This is a genomic window from Streptococcus oralis subsp. dentisani (assembly GCF_002096615.1).
GTDB classification, from domain to species: Bacteria; Bacillota; Bacilli; order Lactobacillales; family Streptococcaceae; genus Streptococcus; species Streptococcus oralis_U.
In genome coordinates, this window is sequence record NZ_NCUX01000032.1 from 51,232 (window position 1) to 72,543 (window position 21,312).

The window sequence follows — 21,312 nt, forward strand, 5'->3', positions numbered from 1 at the left end:
ACTTGCGATTGCCTAACCGCGACCAAAAGGCGACTGTGCTGAAGCAAAGCGTCCCTGTTGGAGGAGCTCATTATGAAGCGCACGACGCACCTCCGTTGGGCTCACTGCTTTCTTGGATTTCGCCTCACGTTCAGCATATTTTTTCTTAATAGCAGCAATATTGAAACCTTCAGAGATATAATCTTTGATTTCAAGCAAACGATCCATGTCATTCAAAGAATACATGCGACGGTTCCCTTCGTTTCGATCAGGCTTTATCAACTCTTGATCTTCATAATAACGAATCTGACGCGCCGAGAGATCGGTCAATTTCATCACACTGCCGATAGGAAAAACAGCCATATTTCGGCGAAATTCTCTTTCCTTCATTTACAATTTCCTTCTTTCTGTCTATTATAATCTAAAAAAACACATACGTCAATTGATAATGTCATAAAATATAACATTATTTTCTTTTTTTCTCCAAAAGATTTCTGAAACGATCAATATCATAATTTACGAGTATGGCCACAAAAACACCCATAAAAGTTTCAAATACACGCGCAAACACGTACAAAAATGTTTCTCCGCTTGGTATTGATAGGGTAATGATCAACATAGCCGCTACACCACCGATAACTCCTGCCTTGTTGTTCATAGCAACATTTGTCATAATGGTTAACATGGTACATATTGGAACAACCAGCAAGGTCACCCAAAAGGCTTCTTGAAATAGAGTGTTTAAGAGGAAGAAAACAAGAGCGTAGAAACCACCGATACTGTTTCCTAGAATGCGTGATGTTCCAAAATGAACACTCTTATCAAAACTCTCTCTCAAACTAAAGACTGCTGTCAAAGCCCCAATTTGAAGTCCCTTCCAACCAAAAAAACCAAAGATCAAGAGAACTAGAAAAACAGCAATACCGGTTTTAAAAGTTCGCAGACCAAGCTTGAACTGTGACCTATCAAATTTATATTTTTTAAAATAACCCATAATCTCAACTTTCTATTTCCATTTTATCATAAATCAGTTGATTTTATGAGCCAAAATCAATCGGAAACGTTTTTAATTCAAGCTACAAGAAAAAGAGGAAACAAAGTTCCTCTTTTCATCATTTCATTTACGAAAGCTTATTTTTCTGTCAGTGCAGCCAATCCTGGCAATACTTTACCTTCAAGGAGTTCCATTGAAGCACCACCACCGCGTCACAAATACCTCCACTAACACAAAAAGGTGACATAGCCACCTTTTTGTTAACGTTTCAGTTTTGTTCCTTTTTCTACAAAATCAGGATTTTGTAGAGACTAACGGGCTGAAATTATTTTTCTGTAAGTGCAGCCAATCCTGGCAATACTTTACCTTCAAGGAGTTCCATTGATGCTCCACCACCAGTAGAGATCCATGAGAACTTGTCTGCACGGCCAAGGTTGATTGCTGCAGCAGCTGAGTCACCACCACCGATGATTGATTTCACGCCTGGTTGTTTCACGATAGCGTCCATCACACCGATTGTACCAGCTTGGAAGTCAGGGTTTTCAAATACACCCATAGGTCCGTTCCATACAACTGTTTTCGCACCAGTCAAAGCTTCGTCAAATTTAGCGATAGATTTTGGACCGATATCCAAACCAAGGAATCCTGGATCAACTGCTTCACCTTCAGTGTCTTTCACTTCAGTGTAGTCAGCAAATGCGTTTGCTTCTTTTGAGTCAACTGGTAAGATCAATTTGCCGTTTGCTTTTTCAAGAAGAGCTTTCGCAACATCCAATTTGTCTTCTTCTACAAGTGAGTTACCGATTTCGATACCTTGTGCTTTGTAGAATGTGTAAGTCATCCCACCACCGATAAGAACTTTATCAGCTTTTTCAAGCAAGTTTTCGATAACACCGATCTTGTCTGAAACTTTTGAACCACCAAGGATAGCCACGAATGGACGTTCTGGAGCTTCAACTGCTTCTTGGATGTAGGCAATTTCGTTTTCAAGAAGGAAACCAGCAACTGCTTTTTCAACGTTTGCTGAGATACCAACGTTAGATGCGTGTGCACGGTGAGCTGTACCGAATGCATCGTTTACGAAGATACCATCTCCAAGAGATGCCCAGTATTTACCAAGTTCAGGATCGTTTTTAGATTCTTTCTTGCCGTCAACATCTTCGAAACGAGTGTTTTCAACCAAGAGAACTTGTCCATCTTCAAGAGCGTTAACAGCGGCTTCCAATTCAGCACCACGTGTAACACCTGGGATAAATTTAACTTCTTGTCCCAATTTAGCAGCTAAGTCAGCAGCTACAGGAGCAAGTGATTTACCTTCTTTATCTGCTTCTTCTTTTACACGGCCAAGGTGAGAGAAGAGGATTGCACGTCCACCTTGTTCAAGGATGTACTTGATAGTTGGAAGAGCTGCAGTGATACGGTTATCATTAGTAATCACGCCATCTTTAACAGGTACGTTGAAGTCAACACGAACGAGAACTTTTTTCCCTTTCAAGTCAACGTCTTTAACAGTCAATTTTGCCATTAGATATGACTCCTTCTTTTTTTATACGTGTTAATTATATCACAAAATCAACAAAAGAGATAGCAAAACCCTAAACTTTTCGAGTTCATTCTTGCAACTGAAACTACTTTTTTTAAAATTAAAACTAGAAAAAACTTACCAAATAACTAATTAATACAAGAAAAACTAGTTAAAACAAGGCTTGACTAATCTACAGTCAAACCTTGTTTTTTAGTTTTTATGAGAAAATCCAAGATTCGATTAATCTTCTCTCTTTTTCAAAGCTACAAGTCCATAGCCACTCATCACTCCGAGAAGACCCAGCGCTACTAGACCGGCATCTATTTCTGCCCCAGTATTTGGCAGTTGTTTGCTTGCTTCTTCAACTTTTGCTGGTGCAGCTAAAAGCGCTTGGTCTACGGTTTGTGAGACTTGCTCTTCTTTCGTTCCTACTTCAACAATTTCTGGAATAGATTCCTTGAGAACTTCAGTCGAACGAAGGGTGTGATTACCTTGGGCATCCACTTCTACCAAATGACGAACTTGGCCTTCAACTCCTGCCTGCACAACACGACGTTGACCTTTGAGGAGATCTGAATTTAGTCGTTCTTGACGTTCGAAGGCAAGTGATTTTTCTTCAATTTCAAGAGTTGGTTTCTCGTGAACTAGATCTTTTACACCTTCAGCTGGTTGGTTACTTGAGAGAACTTTTGTACCAACTTCTGTGATTTCTGGGAGAGTTGCCTTGAGAACCTCAGTCGAACGAAGGGTACGTTTGCCTTGGGCATCTACTTCTACAAAGTGACGAACTTGGCCTTCAACTCCTACTTGCACAACACGGCGTTGGCCTTTGAGAAGGTCAGCATTTGGTCGTTCTTGGCGTTCAAAGGCTTTTGTTTCTGTTTCAACAACTAGTTCAGGGAGGGTTTCAACTGTTGGAGTCACTTCATTTGGATCCATACTGCCAACGTGGTGGCTTTCTTCTGCAGGAACTAGCTTCTTATTCAGCTTTTCTTTCATGTCCGCAAATGCTTGAGGAGTTGGGGTTTGAGAAGATAATAAAGCTTCTGCTTGGGTAATCAACTCAGTTTGAGGATCTTTTTCACGAACTTTTGTCAACAAGCCTTCCAATTCTTCTCCGGCAGTCTGATAACGTTGATTTCCATCCAAGTCTGTCCCTGCTTGTTTCAACTCATTCAAGGCTTTGTTGACTTCTTCTTGGCTAGCATTATGGTTTTCTGCTACAGTTTTCGCTGCATTGAGCTTCTCTACTAGTGCTGCTTGTTTGTCCTCACTTGAGAAGGTGTAGGCAAGGGTTGACTGACGACCTTGGGCAGCAGTGATTTCTTGTTTGAGGTACTCATCATTGACAGCTGCTTTTGGAGAAACCAAAACATCAAACTCAGCGGTGTGGCCCTTGTAATGCAAGGTCAAGGTTTGTCGTCCAGTCTTTTGAGCATCGTAGCCTGTGATTTCAACACCTTTATCAGTAAAGCTGTGAGTCTCTTCTGTCTCATCATCATAGAGAACGCTGAAGCGACCTTCTGCAAGATCCAGTTGATCACCTACTAGATAATCCGTTTTCGGTTTCTGAGTAATGTACAGACCTGCTACTTCTTTCGGTTTCGCTTGGTCTTGTCCTGCCACTTGCACCTTCAAGTCACCAGTAACTGGAAGTCCAAGGTAGCTGACTGTGAGCTTCTGTTCCCCTTTTTGATGAGCGTCGTATCCAGAAACAGTCACACCTGAGTGAGTAAGGTTAATCAGCTCGTCGGCTTGTCCCCCTTCATATTGAACACGGAGAGTACCGCCTCTAAGGTCAAGTTTTTCTCCCTCTTTGTAAACCGTCTTCTTAGGTCCTTTTTCAAGGCTAACTGCAGCAATTTTTCTCTCATCCTGCGGAATCGCTACTGCCAAGGTGTTACTGATTTCTTTGCCAGGTAGTTGGGTACGATAGTAGAGGAGATTTGGTTGCTTGTCAAAGGCCAATGGTGCTGTTGCTAAGTCGCCACCATTTTCAGACTTCAAAGTTGCAATCGGTGTTTGTGAATCAGCCTTGTCGTAAACAGTGATGGTTGCGCCTGCTGGAACATCAGAGAAGCCAAGTTGAACTTGATGATTTCCAAGTGAACGGGCTGCTACCTTAGCCATTGGAATATTTTGACTTTCTGTATCTAGTGTTTCGTACATCTTCCAGTTGTAGATACGAATGGCTTTCCAAGGTGTTCCATTATCTGAAGTGATCACTTTTAGGCGCCAATCTTGAGCGGTGATTGGTTTATCAAGAGTGATATCCGTCACGTGCGCTTTATTGCCACGGACTTCCTTAGCTAATTTCCATTCACCATCCGCATCTTTATAATAAAGGTCAAAGTCTTTGGTGTTCATCAAACCGTCGTTTACGGATTCTCCACCGGCTCCTGCATGATCCATCACCCATCTAACAACGGTACGTGGCTTGGTCAAACGAATATCTACGCTACCGCTCAACTGAGCTGAAGACCACTTATCTGACAAGCTAGTAATGGTACCGTTCAACATACCTTCAATGCCTTCTCCACCTTCAGTATTTGGGAAAGTGCTACCGATAACCTTTGCCCCTGGAACAATATTTTCAGCCAAAGGTCTTGGGAGAGTCGTATCCTGAACTGTCATCCCCCAGTTGAAGGATGCCGTCGCCGCTTCAGAACGAAGGCCATTTTTACCAACTGCAACGACTTTCAATTCCTGAGTCCTACCAGTCGCATTAGCAGAGCGACTAACTTTTGGCAAGTAGATAGTCGAAGCAGATGATCCTGTCAATAAACGCCAGTTATCTCCATCTTTTTCGTAGACTTCATAGAAATCTGCATCTTGGTTACCTGCAAACTGGACAACCGCTTCAGCTTCTTGGGCGTTCTTGAGAGATTGTTTCACTACAGAGAGGCCTGTCGGCGCTTGTGGTGCTTGGTGATTATCTGAAATGGTCAATTGACCTAGGTTGAACTGATAATCTTTTACAGCTCCTTCATGCTCGAAGAAGAGTTTGACTGCGTAGATGGTTTTTCCTGCTAGTGAGCTAAGGTCAAATTCTTCATTTGTCCAGTTGTCAGAGAGAGTCAGTTCTTTCCATGCGGCTGCATCCTCAAATTTGTAGTCTGGAGTCGTAGAGAAGGCCATATAAACTTTAGAGCCTTTTCCTCCCTTGTGAGCAACACGAAGTTTGGTGTTTTCGGTCACTTCTAGTTTGGTAGAATACAAATTCACATCCTGGTCTGTCTTACCAGCTACATCACCTGAGAATTTAAGGGAGTTCCCACCATTATAGGCATCTGTAAAGTCGTATTCTGCACGAAGTTTTTCCCCTGTTGAAGTCTGCCACCAGCGCCATGTTGGCAAGACACCTGAAACAGAACGGTAGTTCCACTCAGAATCCTTAGAAACTTTACCGTCTACAAACCATTTTCTACCATGACCTGTATTAAAGGAGGTCGTGAAGGTGCGTCCTACTGCTGGTGTACGGTCAGCAACTAAATTGGCAATTCCATACCACTCTTTATCTGCTGGTTTTTGAGCCGTCGGATCTCCTTGGTAACCTGTAAAGAAGATGTCTTCGTTCTTGTGGTAGTCTTCTCCTGTTTTCCCTAGACTGGTAATCGTATCTGGCGCAAAGAGTCCCAGTGACAAACGCAACTTGCCTTTTTCATCTAAGAGGGCGTCCCATTTGACTTTGGTCTTATAAGAACCACCTTGTTGCAATTCCAAGCCTGCAAAAACATCATATTGACTACGCTCTAGCCATTTTGCCATCTCTACGGAGTGATCATTCTTTTCCTTATTCCAGTTGAAGTTGGCGAAGAATTGATCTGCAGGAACCTTGTCACCTTCTTTTTGCATAAACTGGTAGTTGTAATCACCAAGACCATCTTCGTGGTAACGACCGTATTTGTAGGTCATGGCATCGTACCAAGCATACTTGATTGGGTGGTTGACTTTGGCTGCGTATTCTTTTGTATAGAGCATGAATTGGCGCATTTTTTCACCAAGAGGTTCTACCAATTCACCCGTTGTTTCCTGGTTGATGAAATAGCCATCAAAGCCATAGTACTTAGCAAGATCGACAAGTTTTCGTGCGATAGGAAAAGTGCCATCTGCGTCTTGTTTCAAGGCAGCTACAAATTTCTCTTGGTCGGCAATGCTATTTGACCAGTTGAAAAAGAGTGTTCCATAAACGGGAACTCCGTTGCGGTGCCCTGCATCAATGACGTCTGGAGTAGGAACTAGGCCTTCCCAGAAGACCATTGAATCCAAGTATTGCCAGTAATCAAAAGCGTAAGCTTTAAATTCTTCTCCACCAACAGAAGCGTGGTCTTTAGCTTTCGAGTTGGTGTTTGCTAGCGCCTGAACCTTGGCTCTTCTGCTTGCTTTTTCGTTAACCAACTGGCCTCTATGGCGCTTGGCGAGTTCAACTGATGAACGGTTAATGGGATCATCCTCACGCGCACCCGGTTCCCATTTCAACAAATCTTCCCATGTATCAAATTTGATTTCTTTAGGTCGGAGACTCTTTTCTTCATTTTTAGGAACGTCTGCTAGAGTTGGTTTATCGGCTTTCTTCTCAGCTACTTGAGGAGCTTCCTCTGGTTTGGTTTCTTCTTTTTCAGTTGGTTGAGCAGGTTTTTCAGTTTTATCTGTCGGAGTTGGCTTTGCTTCTTCTTTTTCATTAACCAAATCCGTTATTGCTGGAGTGTTTTCTGAAATTGGTTGCTCAGCTACCTTGTTTTCAGTTTCCTTCAGCTTCTTATCCTCAGCCGAGGTATCTGCATCTGCATTTTCACCTGCACCTGAATTCTGTGCTGAAGTGTTGGCAGTAGACTCAGGAACAGGGACCTGTTCCGCAAGAGCTGGGCTCGCAAATAGAGCTGATCCAATCATCAAGGAACAAGCCCCAATCGACAACTTACGAATACTGTAACGGCAACGTTTTTCAAAAAATAGATCTTTCATCTTATCCTCCTAATAGAACAAAAAAGTAACTGTTCCCACAATCAATCATCAGAACAGGATTATCTTCATTCTACCTTATGTGAAAGCGTTGTCAATCTATTTGACAAAAAAACTATAACTAGGATAAGAAACAGTTTAATTTGGATACAATTTATTTAGGCATCTATATTTGAGGTAGAATCTCCCTTTTGAAAAAATTTTTAAAAAAAGTTAGTTATTTCTTACTAAAATAACAGAAAAACACTTGTGAGATTTACTTTTATCCTTTAAAATAGAATAGGAGAAATTCCGTTATTATTTTTCGGAGGAAAAAGAAATGTCCATTAATTGGCAGGAAATTTTATTTCACTTTTTAGGAGGTCTAGGACTGTTTTTATACAGTATCAAGACCATGGGAGACGGTTTGCAACAAGCTGCTGGAGATCGCCTTCGTTTTTACATTGACAAGTACACCAGTAATCCCTTTTTAGGTGTTCTAGTCGGGATCGTCGTAACTGCTCTCATTCAGTCAAGCACAGGGGTTACAGTTATCACGGTTGGGCTGGTCAGCGCTAGTCTTCTAACTCTTAGACAAGCTATCGGAATTATCATGGGAGCCAATATTGGAACCACTGTTACTTCCTTTATCATCGGTTTCAAACTGGGCGAGTATGCTTTGCCCTTGATTTTCCTTGGAACCATGTTCCTCTTCTTTACAAAAAATCGAACAGCAAACAATATCGGGCGCATCCTATTTGGTGTCGGGGGAATCTTCTACGCACTCAACCTCATCAGTGCCGGTATGAGCCCACTTAAAGATTTACCACAATTCAAGGAATATATGGTAACCTTGGGACAAAATCCTATTTTAGGAGTGGTAGCTGGTGCAGTGATTACCGTCCTCATCCAGGCTTCCTCGGCTACAATCGGGATTTTGCAAGGCCTCTATGCAGGTGGGTTCCTTGACCTTAAAGGTTCACTACCAGTTCTCTTCGGGGATAATATCGGGACAACCCTAACCGTTATCATCGCGGCAGCTGGAGCCAATGTCTCTGCAAAACGCGTTGCAGCAACCCACGTTACCTTTAACGTTCTAGGGACTATTCTTTGCTTAATCTTATTAGGCCCCTTCACTGCTATGATCGAGTACTTCCAGGCACTTCTTCACCTCTCACCTGAGATGACGATCGCCTTCTCTCACGGTGCCTTTAACGTAAGTAACACCATTGTACAATTTCCATTCATCGGAGCCTTGGCCTACTTTGTAACCAAGCTCATCCCTGGTGAAGACGAGGTTGTCAAGTACGAGCCCCTTTATCTCGACGAACAACTTATCCAACAATCTCCTTCTATCGCTCTAGGAAATGCCAAAAAAGAACTTTTGCACTTGGGGAACTATGCAGCAAAAGCTTTTGACCTTTCTTATAACTATATCATCGGTTTGGATGAAAAGGTAGCTGAAAAAGGGCACAAGACAGAGGAAGCCATCAACACCATTGATGAAAAACTCACTCGTTACCTCATCAAACTCTCAAGCGAATCCTTGAGTCAAAAGGAAAGCGAAGTCTTGACTAACATCCTGGATTCGTCTCGTGATTTGGAACGGATTGGAGACCACGCAGAAGGCTTGCTCAACCTAACAGACTACCTCCAACGCAAAGATGTTCATTTTTCTGAAGCTGCTTTAGAGGAATTAGCGGATATCTATCAAAAAACTACTGACTTTATCAAGGATGCCCTTGATAGTGTGGAAAACAATGATATTGAAAAAGCTCAGAGTCTGATTGAACGCCATAAAGAAATCAACAATATGGAACGTGTTCTCAGAAAGACCCATATCAAACGCCTTAACAAGGGTGAGTGTTCTACACAAGCTGGAGTCAACTTTATCGACATCATTTCCCACTACACTCGTGTATCTGACCATGCTATGAACCTAGCTGAAAAGGTCATCGCTGAACAGATTTAATGGGTAAGAAGCTATCCTGAATGGGATGGCTTTTTTCATCTCCTCATTAAGAATTTCTTTTGGAGCATATAAAAAATACTTTGATTCACAATGGAATCAAAGCATCTTAAAGAGTTCACCAAACATGATAGCAGAAACTGCAGTGCCCCTGTACTTGGCTTCTTCTCTTTTGATAAAGTGAGCCAAATTGATCAATTCAGGTGCTGGGTGTTTGGGATTGGTGAGCAATTCACGGGTGACCAGTCCTGAGAGTCGGACTGCTAGTAATTGCTCATTAGTGGTAGGCAGTTTTTTAGCAGTCTCTAGGAGAGCAGCAACTAAATCTTCACTCAAACCCTGACGAGCATGGTTGTAGAGATCTCTTATAAGGCTTTCTAGGTTTGGTTCTGCCATCCTGACCACCTCCCTTATGTTTAATAATTTTTAATCAAATCAACCGCTGAACGATCCAATTTTTTCACCAAGGCTTGCAAGAAGGCTTGAGCTTCTAAGAAGTCATCCATAGCGTAGAGAGTTTGGTGAGAGTGGATATAACGAGCGCAGACCCCGATGGTTGTAGATGGGACACCACCATTTTTCAGATGAGCTGCTCCAGCATCTGTTCCACCTTTTCCACAGTAGTATTGGTACTTGATGCCAGCCTCTTCAGCCGTTGTCAAAAGGAAATCCTTCATCCCTGGGAGAAGCAAGTGACCTGGATCGTAGAAGCGAATCAAGGTGCCATCCCCAATCTTGCCTTGGCCACCGTAGACATCACCAGCAGGTGAACAATCAACTGCTAGGAAGACTTCTGGGTCAAACTTAGTTGTAGAAGTATGAGCGCCACGAAGACCAACCTCTTCTTGGACGTTCGAGCCAAGATAGAGTTCATTTCCGAGTTTTTGACCTGATAGGGCTTCTGCCAACTCACTCACCATGAGGACACCGTAGCGGTTATCCCAAGCTTTGGAGATGATATTTTTTTCATTGGCTGTCAAGATAGCGGAACTATCAGGGACAATCGTGTCACCCGGACGGATACCAAAACTTTCTGCCTCAGCCTTGTCTGCAAAACCACCATCAAAAATGATATCAGAGATAGCTGGCATGGTTGGCCCACCTGTTCCACGTGTCAAATGTGGAGGGACAGAACCTGAAATCACTGGGATTTCACGACCGTCACGAGTAAAGAGTTTAAAGCGTTGGCTGCTGACCACCATAGGATTCCAGCCACCGATTTCAACGACACGGAAGGTACCATCTGGCTTAATCTCGCTGACCATAAAACCAACTTCGTCCATGTGAGAAGCGACCAAAACACGAGGCGCATCGGCTACTTCTGAATGTTTGATACCAAAAATACCGCCCAAGCCATCTGTCACTACTTCATCCACGTGTGGTGTCAACTTTTCACGAAGATAAGTCCGGACAGGTGCTTCATGACCTGAGATTGCAGCAAGCTCTGTTACTTCTTTGATTTTTGAAAATAATGTTGTCATATCAGTTCCTTCTTTCTGTCCTCCATTTTACCACTTTTTATAGGAGAAGGATAGTGGGAAGGTAGATTGGTTTTTACTCAGTTTTCCAATAAAAGAGAGGGGCAGATATTATTTCAGGAATTTTTCTTTCTTTTTACATTAAATTGTCAGAAAATTTATTGACAGATTAAAGAAATCATGCTACATTATCTCCAAGGGTATTTTTATACCAAATCTACATGAAAGGACGGGGTATGAAACTCTCTCATATTTTAACAGGCTTACTTCTACTCCTAGTCTTTCTCTCTATCAGCATTGGAACCAGTGATTTTTCTTGGGAAAAATTCTTTGCTTTTGACCAGCAGACATGGCTTCTCTTTCAAGAGTCACGTCTTCCAAGAACCATTAGCATTCTCCTAACAGCCTCTAGTATGAGCATGGCGGGACTCCTCATGCAGACCATCACCCAAAATCAGTTTGCTGCTCCGAGTACAGTCGGAACAACAGAAGCCGCTAAACTGGGAATGGTGTTAAGCCTCTTTGTCTTTCCGTCTGCGAGTCTGACCCAAAAGATGCTCTTTGCTTTTGGATCATCCATTTTATTTACCCTCTTCTTCCTGGCCTTTATGACTATTTTTTCTATAAAGGAAAGGTGGATGTTGCCCTTGATTGGGATCATCTATAGTGGGATTATCGGTTCTATCACAGAAGTTATCGCCTATCGTTTCAATCTGGTTCAGAGTATGACTGCTTGGACCCAGGGCTCCTTCTCCATGATTCAGACCCATCAGTATGAGTGGCTCTTCTTAGGCCTCATTATCCTGATAGCCGTTTGGAAATTATCCCAAACCTTCACCATCATGAATCTGGGCAAGGAAACCAGTGAGAGTTTGGGGATTTCTTACTCTCTACTTGAAAAACTGGCCCTCTTTCTAGTGGCGCTAACGACAAGTGTCACCATGATTACCGTGGGTTCCTTGCCTTTTCTCGGGGTCATCGTTCCCAATCTTGTCCGCAAGCGCTATGGAGATAATTTGAGTCAAACCAAACTCATGGTCGCTCTGGTCGGTGCCAATATGGTTCTGGCCTGTGACATCCTCTCTCGAGTCTTGATTCGGCCTTATGAGCTGTCTGTCAGTCTCATTCTAGGAATCATCGGTAGTCTCGTCTTTATCCTACTTCTATGGAGAGGGGGACAAAAAAATGCAGTTTAAAAGCAAACATACCAAGCTCTTCTGCCTTCTCATTATTCTGGCCATCGGAGCTTGTCTCCTCTACTTTTGGCCTATCACTAACCTGTCTGCCTTTGCCTGGAAGCTGCGTTCCCAAAAAATCATCGTTTATCTCTTGGTAGCCATCGCGACAGGGATTTCGACCATTAGTTTTCAAACCCTGACGGAAAATCGCTTTCTGACGCCAAGTATTTTGGGAATCGAATCCTTCTATGTCTTGCTACAGACCCTGCTACTGATATTTGAAAGCAAATTTCTACAGCTTGGAAAGTCTCCTGTCTTAGAATTTCTAGTCTTGCTTCTGCTTCAATCCCTCTTCTTTCTCGCCTTACAAGGTTACTTGAAGACGCTGATGAAGCAAAATTTGGTTTTCATTCTGCTAATCTGCCTAGCCCTGGGAAGTCTCTTTCGAAATATCAGTACCTTCCTCCAAGTTCTGATGGATCCAAATGAATACGATAAACTGCAGAACAGTCTCTTTGCCTCCTTTCAACATCTCAACACTTCCATCCTAGCCGTCGGTTCTTTGATCATCCTCGCTTTGACAATCTTTTTCTTTCGAAAAGCAGTCATTCTGGATGTCTTGCACCTGCAAAGAGAAACGGCTCAGATACTGGGACTCGATGTTGAAAAAGAACAGAGAGAACTCCTCTGGGGCATCGTGCTTTTGACCTCAACAGCGACTGCCTTGGTAGGGCCTATGGCCTTCTTCGGCTTTATGCTGGCCAATCTCACTTACTTGATTGTCAAAGATTATCGACACAAGTTGCTCTTTATCGTAGCCATTCTGATTGGATTTATTAGTTTGACCTTGGGGCAAGCCCTGATCGAACGAGTCTTTGCACTAGAAATTCGCATCAGCATGATTATCGAGAGTGTTGGAGGTATCTTATTCTTTATCTTACTTTACAGGAGGGCACGTCGGTGAAACTGGAAAGCATTGACAAATCCATTCAAAAACAGGATATTTTGCAAGACATTTCGCTTGAAGTCAGTCCTCAGAAACTGACAGCCTTCATTGGTCCAAATGGTGCTGGAAAATCAACTCTCCTCTCCATTATGAGCAGACTGACCAAGAAGGATCAAGGAATCCTCAGTATCAAAGGCCGTGAAATCGAGAGTTGGAATTCGCAAGAACTGGCCAAAGAGCTCACTATCCTAAAGCAGAAGATCAATTACCAAGCCAAATTAACCGTTGAAGAACTGGTCAGTTTTGGACGTTTTCCCTACAGCCGAGGACGTCTGAGAGCAGAAGACTGGGAAAAAATCCGAGAAACTCTGGACTATTTGGAACTGACCAACTTAAAAGACCGCTACATCGATAGCCTGTCTGGTGGACAGCTCCAACGTGTCTTTATCGCTATGGTACTGGCTCAGGATACGGACTTTATCTTGCTGGACGAACCGCTCAATAATCTCGATATTAAGCAAAGTGTCAGCATGATGCAGATCCTTCGGCGACTGGTGGAGGAACTTGGCAAAACCATTATCATCGTCCTCCACGATATCAACATGGCTAGCCAGTATGCGGATGAAATCGTTGCCTTTAAAGACGGTCAAGTCTTTTGCAAGGGAACGACTGCTCAAATCATGCAGGCTGACCTGCTCAGTCAACTTTATGAGATTCCCATCACGCTGGCTGATATCAATGGCAAAAAGATCTGTATCTATAGCTAGCTATTTTGAACTCATGTTAGAGAACCCTCTGTCTCTTAGCTAACAAGCCTATCTAAGAGCCTCCCTACATCGTTATCACATTTTAAAAAGGAGAAATTATGAAAACATCCCTTAAACTTTATCTCACTGCCCTAGTGACTAGCTTCTTGCTCCTACTTGGTGCATGTAGTACAACTAAAACTACGAAGCAGACAGAGACAAGTAGCTCTGCTCCAACAGAAGTGACTATTAAAAGTTCACTAGATGAGGTCAAACTTTCAAAGGTTCCTGAAAAGATTGTGACCTTTGACCTCGGTGCTGCGGATACTATTCGCGCTTTAGGTTTTGAAAAGAATATCGTCGGAATGCCTACAAAAACTGTTCCAACCTATCTCAAAAGCCTAGCTGAAAAAGTTAAAAATGTTGGTTCTATGGTTGAGCCAGACCTAGAAGCCATCGCTACTCTTGAACCGGATTTGATCATTGCTTCTCCACGTACCCAAAAATTCGTAGACAAGTTCAAAGAAATCGCGCCAACCGTCCTCTTTGAAACAGGAAAAGAAGACTACTGGACTTCAACTAAAACCAACATCCAATCATTAGCTGCTGCCTTTGGCGAAACTGGTACACAGAAAGCCAAGGAAGAATTAGCTAATCTAGACAAGAGCATCCAAGAAGTCGCTACTAAAAACGAAAGTTCTGACAAAAAAGCCCTTGCTATTCTCCTCAACGAAGGAAAAATGGCTGCCTTTGGTGCCCAATCTCGTTTCTCTTTCTTGTACCAAACCTTAAAATTCAAGCCAACTGACACCAAATTTGAAGACTCACGCCACGGACAAGAAGTCAGCTTTGAAAGTGTCAAAGAAATCAATCCTGACATCCTCTTTGTCATCAACCGTACCCTTGCCATCGGTGGGGACAACTCAAGCAACGACGGCGTCCTAGAAAATGCCCTCATCGCTGAAACTCCTGCCGCTAAAAACGGTAAAATCATCCAACTAACACCAGACCTCTGGTACCTAAGCGGAGGCGGACTTGAATCAACTAAACTTATGATTGAAGACGCACAAAAAGCTTTGAAATAAACAAGAAAACCCAACAGCAAATGATGTTGGGCTTATTTTTCTTCTTGATTTCGTTTGAGGGAAAAGTGGTCTGGCACAGGATCTTTACCTGTTTTCGACCAGGGGTGACAACGTAAAATCCGAGCCAAGCCCATCAAAACACCCTTAAAGCTATGTTTTTCAATAGCCTGGATCATGTAGTTGGAACAAGTAGGCTCAAAACGACAAGAGGGTGGAAAGGCTGGCGAGATAAAACGTTGGTAAAAGCGTACTGGTGCTATTAAGATTCGTTTCATTATTTCTTGGTTACAGCCATAGTGTGTAGTTGGCTGATTTCTTTTTTATTAAGGCGACGGGATTCTCCTGGACGAAGACCTGTCAAGTCTAAGTGTCCAAAACGTGTCCGAGACAACTTATCCACTTGAAGACCGACGGCTTCAAACATCTTTTTAACCTGATGGTTGCGTCCTTCATGGATAGTCAACTGCACTACTGAGCGATTTTTTACTGGATCCACTTTGAGAATCTCATATACAGCTGGCTTGGTTTTCTTGCCATCAATCTCGAGTCCACGGGTCAAGGGACGGAGATTGTCCTTATTAGCCACACCTTTAACACGCGCGACATAGACCTTGTCAATCTCATTACGGGGGTGAATCATCTCATCCGTAAAGTCACCATCATTGGTCAAAATCAAAACCCCTGACGTATCCCAGTCCAAACGACCTACTGGGTAGATTCGCTCTTTGACATTGGGCAGGAGGTCCACAACAGTCTTGCGGCCCTTGTCATCTGTCACACTGGAAATCACTCCACGCGGTTTATTAAGCAGGTAGTAGACTTTTTCTTCGTTGTAGATAGGTTGGCCTTCAACTTCAACCTTGTCGCCTGACTTAATAGTCGTTGCGAGTTCACGCACCACTTGGCCGTTAACCGTCACCAAGCCTTGCTTGATCAGTTCTTCTGCTTTTCTCCTACTGGCCACACCTGCGTGGGCAATATATTTATTGATTCTCATCTTCTTCTATCCTTTCACCAAATAATTGGCTTTCTTGGGCTTGAATCTCAAGCTCATCAATCACTGGCAGTTCTTCCAAATGGTTAATTCCCATGTAATCTAGGAAATAATCCGTAGTCACATAAAGGTTGGGGCGACCCAACACTTCTTTTTTTCCGTCTTCTCGTATCAAGTCAAAGGCCTGCAACTTTGCCAAGGCCCCACTCGAGTTGACCCCACGGATAGCATCAATCTCAATTCGGGTAATAGGTTGCTTGTAAGCAATGATGGACAAGGTCTCAAGGGCAGCCCGAGATAAACTCTGGTTGATGGGAGCTTTAGAGTATTCCTTCAAAATCGCTGCAAATTGAGGCTTGGTGACCAATCTATATGCACCACCTGTCTCAATCAGGGACAGACTCGACTCTTGGTCTTCTTCATACTTCTGGGCTAATTTTTCTAAACTCTGTTGGATGCCTGTCGATGGAAGTGATAGGAGTTCAGCCAACTGACGGACCCGAATCCCATCTTCACCTGCTACAAACAAGAGCGCTTCTATTTCTGCTAAAGTACTCATATTTCCTCTCTATCAAGTCTAGCTTTGTGCCTCTTGACTTTCTTCCTTCTTTTCCATGAGATAGATATCTCCGAAACTCTCCTCTTGAACGAGGGTCAATTCCTGAGTTTTGATTAACTCTAGGGTTGCCAAAAAGAGGGTAATGACCTCTTGAACATTCTGGGCTTCCTTGAACAAATCCTGCAAGCGCAACTGGTCTCGTCCAGCCAAGGACTCTTTTACGATGGCCATCATATCCTCAATCTTATACTCATCCCGCAGGATGGTCGTGTGATTCTGTGCGAACTCCTCTTTTTTCTTGGCTAGGATATTTGAAAAAGCCAAAAAGAGATCAATAGTCGTCCTGTCATGCACAAGCTCCGCATCCTCGTAAATCAACTCTGTTGGCGCTTTAGAATAGTACTGAGCCCGATCTTGGTGCTTAGCCTCCAAGTGCTCACCCAAGAGCTTGAACTTGCGGTATTCTTCGATTTGAGAGAGAAGATCCTGCTCCAAGTCATCCTCCAAGTCGGTCACTTCTGCCACCTTTGGAAGAAGCTTGCGGCTCTTGATCAGCATTAACTGACTGGCCATGACCATGTACTCACCCGTCACTTCCAAACGCATGGCCTGCAGGGTTGAGACATAGGCTAGATACTGTTCGATGACTTCTGTGATTGGCACATCGTAAATATCCATCTGATACTTTGAGACTAGGTGCAGGAGCAAATCCAGGGGCCCTTCAAAATCTTTTAATTTAATATCCATTATCTATATTTTTCTAAGGTCAGGACTGTTTTTAATCCTAGTTTTTTTGCAATTTCGTACAAATCGACCTTCTCTTCTATCTGTCTTAGAATGAATTGTTCCCGCAAGGCTTGGGCTGATAAGGTTGGTAAACCTTTCTCCTTGACAAATGACTCCAGCTGTCGAAAAGCCCACTGACGAGAATAGGCTTTCTCTTCCCTTTCAAAGAGATAGGTCTGCCCCATCAAGGGTTCTAGCTCTGGAATCAAGGTCGTGGGTATGGTGACAATCCTCTGTTGGGAAGCCTTGTTAATTCGCAACACCTGAAAATCCAGATTGATATCTGCAACCTTGAGGGCTAAAATCTCACTAGGCAAGAGTCCCATTTCTAGAATTAAGAGCGCTAGTAAGCGACCCTCTGGATAATTACTTTCCTGCCAAAAAGAGGCTAGGTTTAGAATCTCTGGTTTTTCAGTCTTCTTTTCAGCTTGCTTGGCTAATTCCAGACGGTAAAAACTGTCCACTTCTCCTTTCCGATAGAGAAAGTAGAGAAATTGGTTACAGGCCGAAAGTTTCCGCTTTTGGGCGCTGATTTTTAGATTGGCTAGCTGGGCTTGGTAAATCTTGAGACTAGTCTCGGAAATCCGCTCACCTACAATGTCTAAAAATTGCTCCAGATCATACCTATAGGACTGCTTGGAATTGGCAGACAAACCCTGCTTTCCCTCTAAAAAGTCTGAAATCCTATCTCTCATTTGCATCGAATCTCATATTCCTTACTAAAGTCATGCAAGAGGGCATTGACAGCCTTGAGGATAGACTTGCGCGTGATAATTCCTTGGAAAATTCCTTCATCATCTACCACTGGCAAGAAAGGTTCATCTACCAGTTTATGGAGGACCTCTGTGATGTTATAGTCTGGAGCGACGACTGCCACATCTGTCTTGGTCATATTGACGATATCTGTCGTTGCCATCTGCTCATCCGTCAAACCCTGCTCCATTTGATAAGCCAAAATATCTCTCAGACCAATGGTTCCGACAAAGCGTTTGTCAAAGGTCACAACAGGGATACGGGTATAGGTGATTTGGCTCAGCACTAAAATCGCATGGTCAGCATTATGGGTATCAATCAAGGCTGCTAGATTCTCGGCAGGGGTAAGGAAAGTCTCTTCCTGATCCAGTAAAAATGCTTCAAATTCCTTGGCAATCATCGAGCAAACTCCTTGGACAAGCCTGGATAAACCTCGTGATCGCGTGTTAGAAAGTCTACTTTGAAACAGCTGTCATCAATCTCCACACGGGCATAGAGACATTCTCTGATAGTCCCTCGTGGTTGGCTGATGGAGCCTGGATTGAGAAAGAGTGTCTTTCCTTCCATCCAAGCATTTGGCACATGCAAGTGACCATAGAGACAGATATCGGCATCTTCTTCCTGAGCCCAGTAGTCCAACTTTTGAAAGTTGAAATTGATGTCAAACAAGTGTCCATGCGTCTGGATGATCTTAGTCGGACCAAGTTGAGTCACCAAACGTTCTGGGTAGCCCGCATAAAAGTCCATATTGCCTTTGACGACATGGATGCCCTCCCAAAGCGGAGAATCGGGACGGAGTTCAGAGTCACCATCGTGAAAAATGGCATCGACTTTACCCAGATAGCGGTCACGGATTTCTTCGACAATCAAGCTATCGCCATGGGAATCACTCATTACAATGATGGTTTGCTTTGCCATGATGGAAATACCTCCAAAAGTTTCTTAACGGCTAAGGCGCGGTGGGATTGGCTATTTTTTTCTTCAAGGGTTAATTCAGCTGCTGACTTACCTGTCTCTCCTACCAGGAAGAGAGGGTCATAGCCAAAGCCATTTTCACCCTTAGGTTCAAAGTTAATGTAGCCTGGCCAGTCAGCTTCGACCACCAAACTTTCTTTGTTTGGACTGGCTACAACTAGGGTTGTGTGGAACTGAGCCGAACGGTCCTTGAGGTCAAAGACCATGGCCAATTCGTGTAAGAGCTTGGCGTTATTTTCACGGTCAGTCGCTCCCACTCCTGCAAAACGGGCTGACCAGACACCTGGCAAGCCACCAAGGACATCGACTTTGAGACCTGAGTCATCTGCTAGAACCATCTTGCCTGTTAATTGGGAAATGGTTTCTGCCTTGAGGCGAGCATTTTCTTCAAAGGTCATGCCTGTTTCAGCTACTTCAGGCAGTTCTGGATAGTCATTGAGATTTTCCACATCATAGCCTAGTTTGTCAAAGATAGCTCGGAATTCCTTGGTCTTGCCTTCATTTCGAGTCGCAATCAACAAGGTTTCTCTAACCTTGCTGGTTTCAAAAAAGGCTTCTACATCAATACCTTCTTTAGGCAGTTCTACATGCAGGAGTTGCCCATTTTCAACCAAGAGCAAAGCCCCCTGACGTTGGATGACTTCCAAGTTACGTCCTGCTTCTGCATTTAAAATCTCGACGATAAAGGAGAGCAGACGGAAGTTGGAAGACCAGCGCATCACCGTTATCGTAATCGGAAAGCCGTTTTCCTCATCACGAAAAATCCGAGCCAAATCCATAAAATCAAGCTCAAGAGGATCTTTGATGAGACTGTAGATGCCTCCATAGACGTCCCAGACACCGACATACCAGTCCTGGTCGTCCTTGTATTCATAAATTTTGTTTGTCATAATGTTACATGCTCCACATGAATCTCTTTTTCCAGCCATTCTGCTCCAATCTGGGCAAAACTTTGGCTATTGGCTGTTGTGTAAAAATGATGTTGAAGAGGTCCCGCATCTCGGCTACGATTGATTTCAAAATAGTTAAGCAAAACCGAGATATCCCGTACACACTCTGCCCCACTATCGATGAGCTGAACCTTTGGTCCCATAACATTTTGGATGATAGGGCGAAGGAGTGGGTAATGGGTACAACCCAAAATCAGGCTATCCACCTTTCCAACCAAGGGGCGCAGGGTTTCATAAACCACTTTCTTGGTGACACTGGTTGATAAGGCACCAGACTCGACCAAGGGAGCAAACTTGGGACAGGCCAAACTTTCCACCTGTAAGTCCGGGTCCAGATCATGGATCTTCTGACGGTAGATGTCTGATTGGACCGTCATGGGGGTTCCGATCACTCCGATTTTCCCACCTTGACTGGACTTGATGGCTGCCGAAGCTCCTGGCAAAATCACACCTAGGACAGGAATGTCTAGTTGAGCCTTGATCTCTTCCCAGACGACCGCAGTCGCAGTGTTACAAGCAATGACAATCATCTTGACATCCTTGGTCAAGAGAAAGTTGACCAACTGCCAAGTATATTCACGAATTTGCTCAGCAGGACGGGGGCCATAGGGCGCCCGTGCCGAATCTCCAATATAGACGATTTCTTCATGGGGAAGCTGGCGCATGAGCTCACGAACAACGGTCAAGCCCCCGACACCCGAATCCAAAAAACCAATTGGTCGATTATCCATACAGTCTTCTTTCTAGTCTTTTTCTCATTGATAGTTCATCATGATTTTTTGTCCTGAATGAACTGACCGACAGCTTGATAGAATGGCAACTGCCTCTCTCTTAATCATAATCAAATATCAATAGAATGCAAGGAAAAAGTCTTATCCTTGAGAACTATTGAACATAGTGAGAAGTCTGGAACTTTCATCCCAGACTTTTCCTATTTATTTTTTCTTTTTATTGTTAGCAAGGGCTGCTTTTTGTTGGCGGATGATTTGGTGGTAAACTTGTTGTACCTTGGCTTCGCTTGGTTTTTGACCATTTGCACTCAAGAGAGCACGAACTGCCTCAGCGTTCAAACGTGGGTTGTCCGCAAATTCTTTTTCGATTTGCTTACGAACCAAGTACATCCCTCCAAGAGCTCCTCCTAGAAAAGCTAGCACAATCAAGACAATTGCTAAAAGTAAGTCCATTCTTTTTCTCCTGTTTCTTTTTGAGTCCTCTATATTATACCACAAAGTGACTTTTCTGACTAGTTTGTTTTACGCTTTCAGGGAGGAGGGAAACTAATTCTAAGCTAGTCTTACAATCAGAATGAACTATGAAATTACGAATAATTCTCCCCCTTCCTCTCTTTTCTCTACTATTTTAAGAAAAAGCAATATCAAATATGTTTTTCACCAAAAACCTCTTGACAAATGCTAGATGACCAGTAGAATGGGAGGTGAGGAGATAAATAGAAA

At 43.4% G+C, this 21,312-nt stretch carries 21 protein-coding genes; 5 read left to right on the plus strand and 16 right to left on the minus strand.

The genetic code is table 11. From position 1 onward, the window contains the following. Nucleotides 1-12 precede the first annotated feature (12 nt). The 4 genes from glnR to B7708_RS05410 all read right to left on the minus strand — a co-directional run bounded on the left by glnR (nucleotide 13) and on the right by B7708_RS05410 (nucleotide 7,463). On the minus strand, nucleotides 13-369 hold the full coding sequence (gene glnR / locus B7708_RS05395; protein WP_000664331.1) for a transcriptional repressor GlnR: 357 nt from the start codon (nucleotides 367-369) through the stop codon (nucleotides 13-15). A gap of 76 nt (nucleotides 370-445) precedes the next feature. Continuing rightward, nucleotides 446-973, minus strand: coding sequence for an FUSC family protein (locus tag B7708_RS05400; RefSeq protein ID WP_084974317.1), 528 nt, complete (start codon nucleotides 971-973; stop codon nucleotides 446-448). A gap of 325 nt (nucleotides 974-1,298) precedes the next feature. Next, entirely contained in the window at nucleotides 1,299-2,498 is a 1,200-nt protein-coding gene (locus tag B7708_RS05405; protein ID WP_001096770.1) for a phosphoglycerate kinase, read from the minus strand. Between the two features lie 240 nt (nucleotides 2,499-2,738). Further along, entirely contained in the window at nucleotides 2,739-7,463 is a 4,725-nt protein-coding gene (locus tag B7708_RS05410; RefSeq protein WP_084974319.1) for an endo-beta-N-acetylglucosaminidase, read from the minus strand. Nucleotides 7,464-7,779: 316 nt separating this feature from the next. Here B7708_RS05410 and B7708_RS05415 point away from each other — a divergent pair, with 316 nt between their 5' ends. Next, nucleotides 7,780-9,411, plus strand: coding sequence for a Na/Pi cotransporter family protein (locus tag B7708_RS05415; RefSeq protein WP_084974321.1), 1,632 nt, complete (start codon nucleotides 7,780-7,782; stop codon nucleotides 9,409-9,411). Between the two features lie 96 nt (nucleotides 9,412-9,507). Here the strand turns inward: B7708_RS05415 and B7708_RS05420 are convergent, their stop codons facing one another. Continuing rightward, nucleotides 9,508-9,804 (minus strand): bacteriocin immunity protein, encoded by a 297-nt coding sequence (locus tag B7708_RS05420; protein WP_084974323.1) that lies wholly within the window; start codon nucleotides 9,802-9,804, stop codon nucleotides 9,508-9,510. Nucleotides 9,805-9,824: 20 nt separating this feature from the next. Beyond that, complete coding sequence (pepA, locus tag B7708_RS05425) at nucleotides 9,825-10,889, minus strand: glutamyl aminopeptidase (protein ID WP_084974325.1); 1,065 nt, start codon at nucleotides 10,887-10,889, stop codon at nucleotides 9,825-9,827. A 233-nt stretch (nucleotides 10,890-11,122) separates the two neighbouring features. Between pepA and B7708_RS05430 the strand changes: the two genes are divergently transcribed. The 4 genes from B7708_RS05430 to B7708_RS05445 all read left to right on the plus strand — a co-directional run bounded on the left by B7708_RS05430 (nucleotide 11,123) and on the right by B7708_RS05445 (nucleotide 14,841). Beyond that, nucleotides 11,123-12,082, plus strand: coding sequence for an ABC transporter permease (locus B7708_RS05430; protein WP_084974328.1), 960 nt, complete (start codon nucleotides 11,123-11,125; stop codon nucleotides 12,080-12,082). Continuing rightward, nucleotides 12,072-13,028, plus strand: a complete 957-nt coding sequence (locus B7708_RS05435; protein WP_084974330.1) for an iron chelate uptake ABC transporter family permease subunit — start codon at nucleotides 12,072-12,074, stop codon at nucleotides 13,026-13,028. Before B7708_RS05430 ends, B7708_RS05435 begins: the two co-directional genes overlap by 11 nt. Continuing rightward, nucleotides 13,025-13,777 carry an iron ABC transporter ATP-binding protein gene (locus tag B7708_RS05440; protein WP_000764510.1) on the plus strand — a complete coding sequence of 251 codons (753 nt, stop codon included), beginning with the start codon at nucleotides 13,025-13,027 and terminating at the stop codon, nucleotides 13,775-13,777. The genes B7708_RS05435 and B7708_RS05440 overlap by 4 nt, the downstream gene beginning before the upstream one ends. Nucleotides 13,778-13,875: 98 nt before the next feature. Further along, nucleotides 13,876-14,841 carry a siderophore ABC transporter substrate-binding protein gene (locus B7708_RS05445; RefSeq protein WP_084974332.1) on the plus strand — a complete coding sequence of 322 codons (966 nt, stop codon included), beginning with the start codon at nucleotides 13,876-13,878 and terminating at the stop codon, nucleotides 14,839-14,841. 32 nt (nucleotides 14,842-14,873) lie between these two features. Here the strand turns inward: B7708_RS05445 and yidD are convergent, their stop codons facing one another. The 10 genes from yidD to B7708_RS05495 all read right to left on the minus strand — a co-directional run bounded on the left by yidD (nucleotide 14,874) and on the right by B7708_RS05495 (nucleotide 21,042). Continuing rightward, the gene (gene yidD / locus B7708_RS05450) at nucleotides 14,874-15,116 is read right to left on the minus strand and encodes a membrane protein insertion efficiency factor YidD (RefSeq protein WP_084974333.1); all 243 of its coding nucleotides are present in this window, start codon (nucleotides 15,114-15,116) and stop codon (nucleotides 14,874-14,876) included. Further along, entirely contained in the window at nucleotides 15,116-15,838 is a 723-nt protein-coding gene (locus B7708_RS05455; RefSeq protein ID WP_001222228.1) for a pseudouridine synthase, read from the minus strand. Before B7708_RS05455 ends, yidD begins: the two co-directional genes overlap by 1 nt. Next, entirely contained in the window at nucleotides 15,825-16,394 is a 570-nt protein-coding gene (scpB, locus tag B7708_RS05460) for an SMC-Scp complex subunit ScpB (RefSeq protein ID WP_084974335.1), read from the minus strand. The genes B7708_RS05455 and scpB overlap by 14 nt, the downstream gene beginning before the upstream one ends. Nucleotides 16,395-16,412: 18 nt before the next feature. Then, nucleotides 16,413-17,141: a segregation/condensation protein A gene (locus tag B7708_RS05465; protein ID WP_084974337.1), complete on the minus strand. Its 729-nt coding sequence runs from the start codon at nucleotides 17,139-17,141 to the stop codon at nucleotides 16,413-16,415. Continuing rightward, on the minus strand, nucleotides 17,141-17,875 hold the full coding sequence (xerD, locus tag B7708_RS05470; RefSeq protein ID WP_306806748.1) for a site-specific tyrosine recombinase XerD: 735 nt from the start codon (nucleotides 17,873-17,875) through the stop codon (nucleotides 17,141-17,143). Before xerD ends, B7708_RS05465 begins: the two co-directional genes overlap by 1 nt. Next, nucleotides 17,872-18,333, minus strand: coding sequence for a cyclic-di-AMP-binding protein CbpB (gene cbpB / locus B7708_RS05475; RefSeq protein ID WP_084974340.1), 462 nt, complete (start codon nucleotides 18,331-18,333; stop codon nucleotides 17,872-17,874). Before cbpB ends, xerD begins: the two co-directional genes overlap by 4 nt. Further along, entirely contained in the window at nucleotides 18,330-18,851 is a 522-nt protein-coding gene (locus tag B7708_RS05480) for a metallophosphoesterase (RefSeq protein WP_084945797.1), read from the minus strand. Before B7708_RS05480 ends, cbpB begins: the two co-directional genes overlap by 4 nt. Continuing rightward, entirely contained in the window at nucleotides 18,827-19,837 is a 1,011-nt protein-coding gene (locus B7708_RS05485; protein WP_394334655.1) for a nucleoside-triphosphate diphosphatase, read from the minus strand. The genes B7708_RS05480 and B7708_RS05485 overlap by 25 nt, the downstream gene beginning before the upstream one ends. Next, complete coding sequence (gene racE, locus B7708_RS05490; protein WP_084974343.1) at nucleotides 19,795-20,589, minus strand: glutamate racemase; 795 nt, start codon at nucleotides 20,587-20,589, stop codon at nucleotides 19,795-19,797. The genes B7708_RS05485 and racE overlap by 43 nt, the downstream gene beginning before the upstream one ends. Before the next feature lie 204 nt (nucleotides 20,590-20,793). Next, the gene (locus tag B7708_RS05495) at nucleotides 20,794-21,042 is read right to left on the minus strand and encodes a YneF family protein (protein ID WP_000364987.1); all 249 of its coding nucleotides are present in this window, start codon (nucleotides 21,040-21,042) and stop codon (nucleotides 20,794-20,796) included. Nucleotides 21,043-21,312 lie beyond the last annotated feature (270 nt).

What these genes read in the sequence shown, in the direction of transcription:
- B7708_RS05405 (WP_001096770.1), bottom strand. Translation starts at nt 2,498, where the DNA reads ATGGCAAAATTGACTGTTAAAGACGTTGACTTGAAAGGGAAAAAAGTT.
- racE (WP_084974343.1), bottom strand. Translation starts at nt 20,589, where the DNA reads ATGGATAATCGACCAATTGGTTTTTTGGATTCGGGTGTCGGGGGCTTG.
- B7708_RS05430 (WP_084974328.1), top strand. Translation starts at nt 11,123, where the DNA reads ATGAAACTCTCTCATATTTTAACAGGCTTACTTCTACTCCTAGTCTTT.
- B7708_RS05480 (WP_084945797.1), bottom strand. Translation starts at nt 18,851, where the DNA reads ATGGCAAAGCAAACCATCATTGTAATGAGTGATTCCCATGGCGATAGC.
- pepA (WP_084974325.1), bottom strand. Translation starts at nt 10,889, where the DNA reads ATGACAACATTATTTTCAAAAATCAAAGAAGTAACAGAGCTTGCTGCA.
- B7708_RS05415 (WP_084974321.1), top strand. Translation starts at nt 7,780, where the DNA reads ATGTCCATTAATTGGCAGGAAATTTTATTTCACTTTTTAGGAGGTCTA.
- xerD (WP_306806748.1), bottom strand. Translation starts at nt 17,875, where the DNA reads ATGAGAGATAGGATTTCAGACTTTTTAGAGGGAAAGCAGGGTTTGTCT.
- cbpB (WP_084974340.1), bottom strand. Translation starts at nt 18,333, where the DNA reads ATGATTGCCAAGGAATTTGAAGCATTTTTACTGGATCAGGAAGAGACT.
- B7708_RS05495 (WP_000364987.1), bottom strand. Translation starts at nt 21,042, where the DNA reads ATGGACTTACTTTTAGCAATTGTCTTGATTGTGCTAGCTTTTCTAGGA.
- B7708_RS05445 (WP_084974332.1), top strand. Translation starts at nt 13,876, where the DNA reads ATGAAAACATCCCTTAAACTTTATCTCACTGCCCTAGTGACTAGCTTC.
- scpB (WP_084974335.1), bottom strand. Translation starts at nt 16,394, where the DNA reads ATGAGTACTTTAGCAGAAATAGAAGCGCTCTTGTTTGTAGCAGGTGAA.
- glnR (WP_000664331.1), bottom strand. Translation starts at nt 369, where the DNA reads ATGAAGGAAAGAGAATTTCGCCGAAATATGGCTGTTTTTCCTATCGGC.
- B7708_RS05455 (WP_001222228.1), bottom strand. Translation starts at nt 15,838, where the DNA reads ATGAGAATCAATAAATATATTGCCCACGCAGGTGTGGCCAGTAGGAGA.
- B7708_RS05435 (WP_084974330.1), top strand. Translation starts at nt 12,072, where the DNA reads ATGCAGTTTAAAAGCAAACATACCAAGCTCTTCTGCCTTCTCATTATT.
- B7708_RS05465 (WP_084974337.1), bottom strand. Translation starts at nt 17,141, where the DNA reads ATGGATATTAAATTAAAAGATTTTGAAGGGCCCCTGGATTTGCTCCTG.
- B7708_RS05485 (WP_394334655.1), bottom strand. Translation starts at nt 19,837, where the DNA reads ATGGCTGGAAAAAGAGATTCATGTGGAGCATGTAACATTATGACAAAC.
- yidD (WP_084974333.1), bottom strand. Translation starts at nt 15,116, where the DNA reads ATGAAACGAATCTTAATAGCACCAGTACGCTTTTACCAACGTTTTATC.
- B7708_RS05400 (WP_084974317.1), bottom strand. Translation starts at nt 973, where the DNA reads ATGGGTTATTTTAAAAAATATAAATTTGATAGGTCACAGTTCAAGCTT.
- B7708_RS05410 (WP_084974319.1), bottom strand. Translation starts at nt 7,463, where the DNA reads ATGAAAGATCTATTTTTTGAAAAACGTTGCCGTTACAGTATTCGTAAG.
- B7708_RS05420 (WP_084974323.1), bottom strand. Translation starts at nt 9,804, where the DNA reads ATGGCAGAACCAAACCTAGAAAGCCTTATAAGAGATCTCTACAACCAT.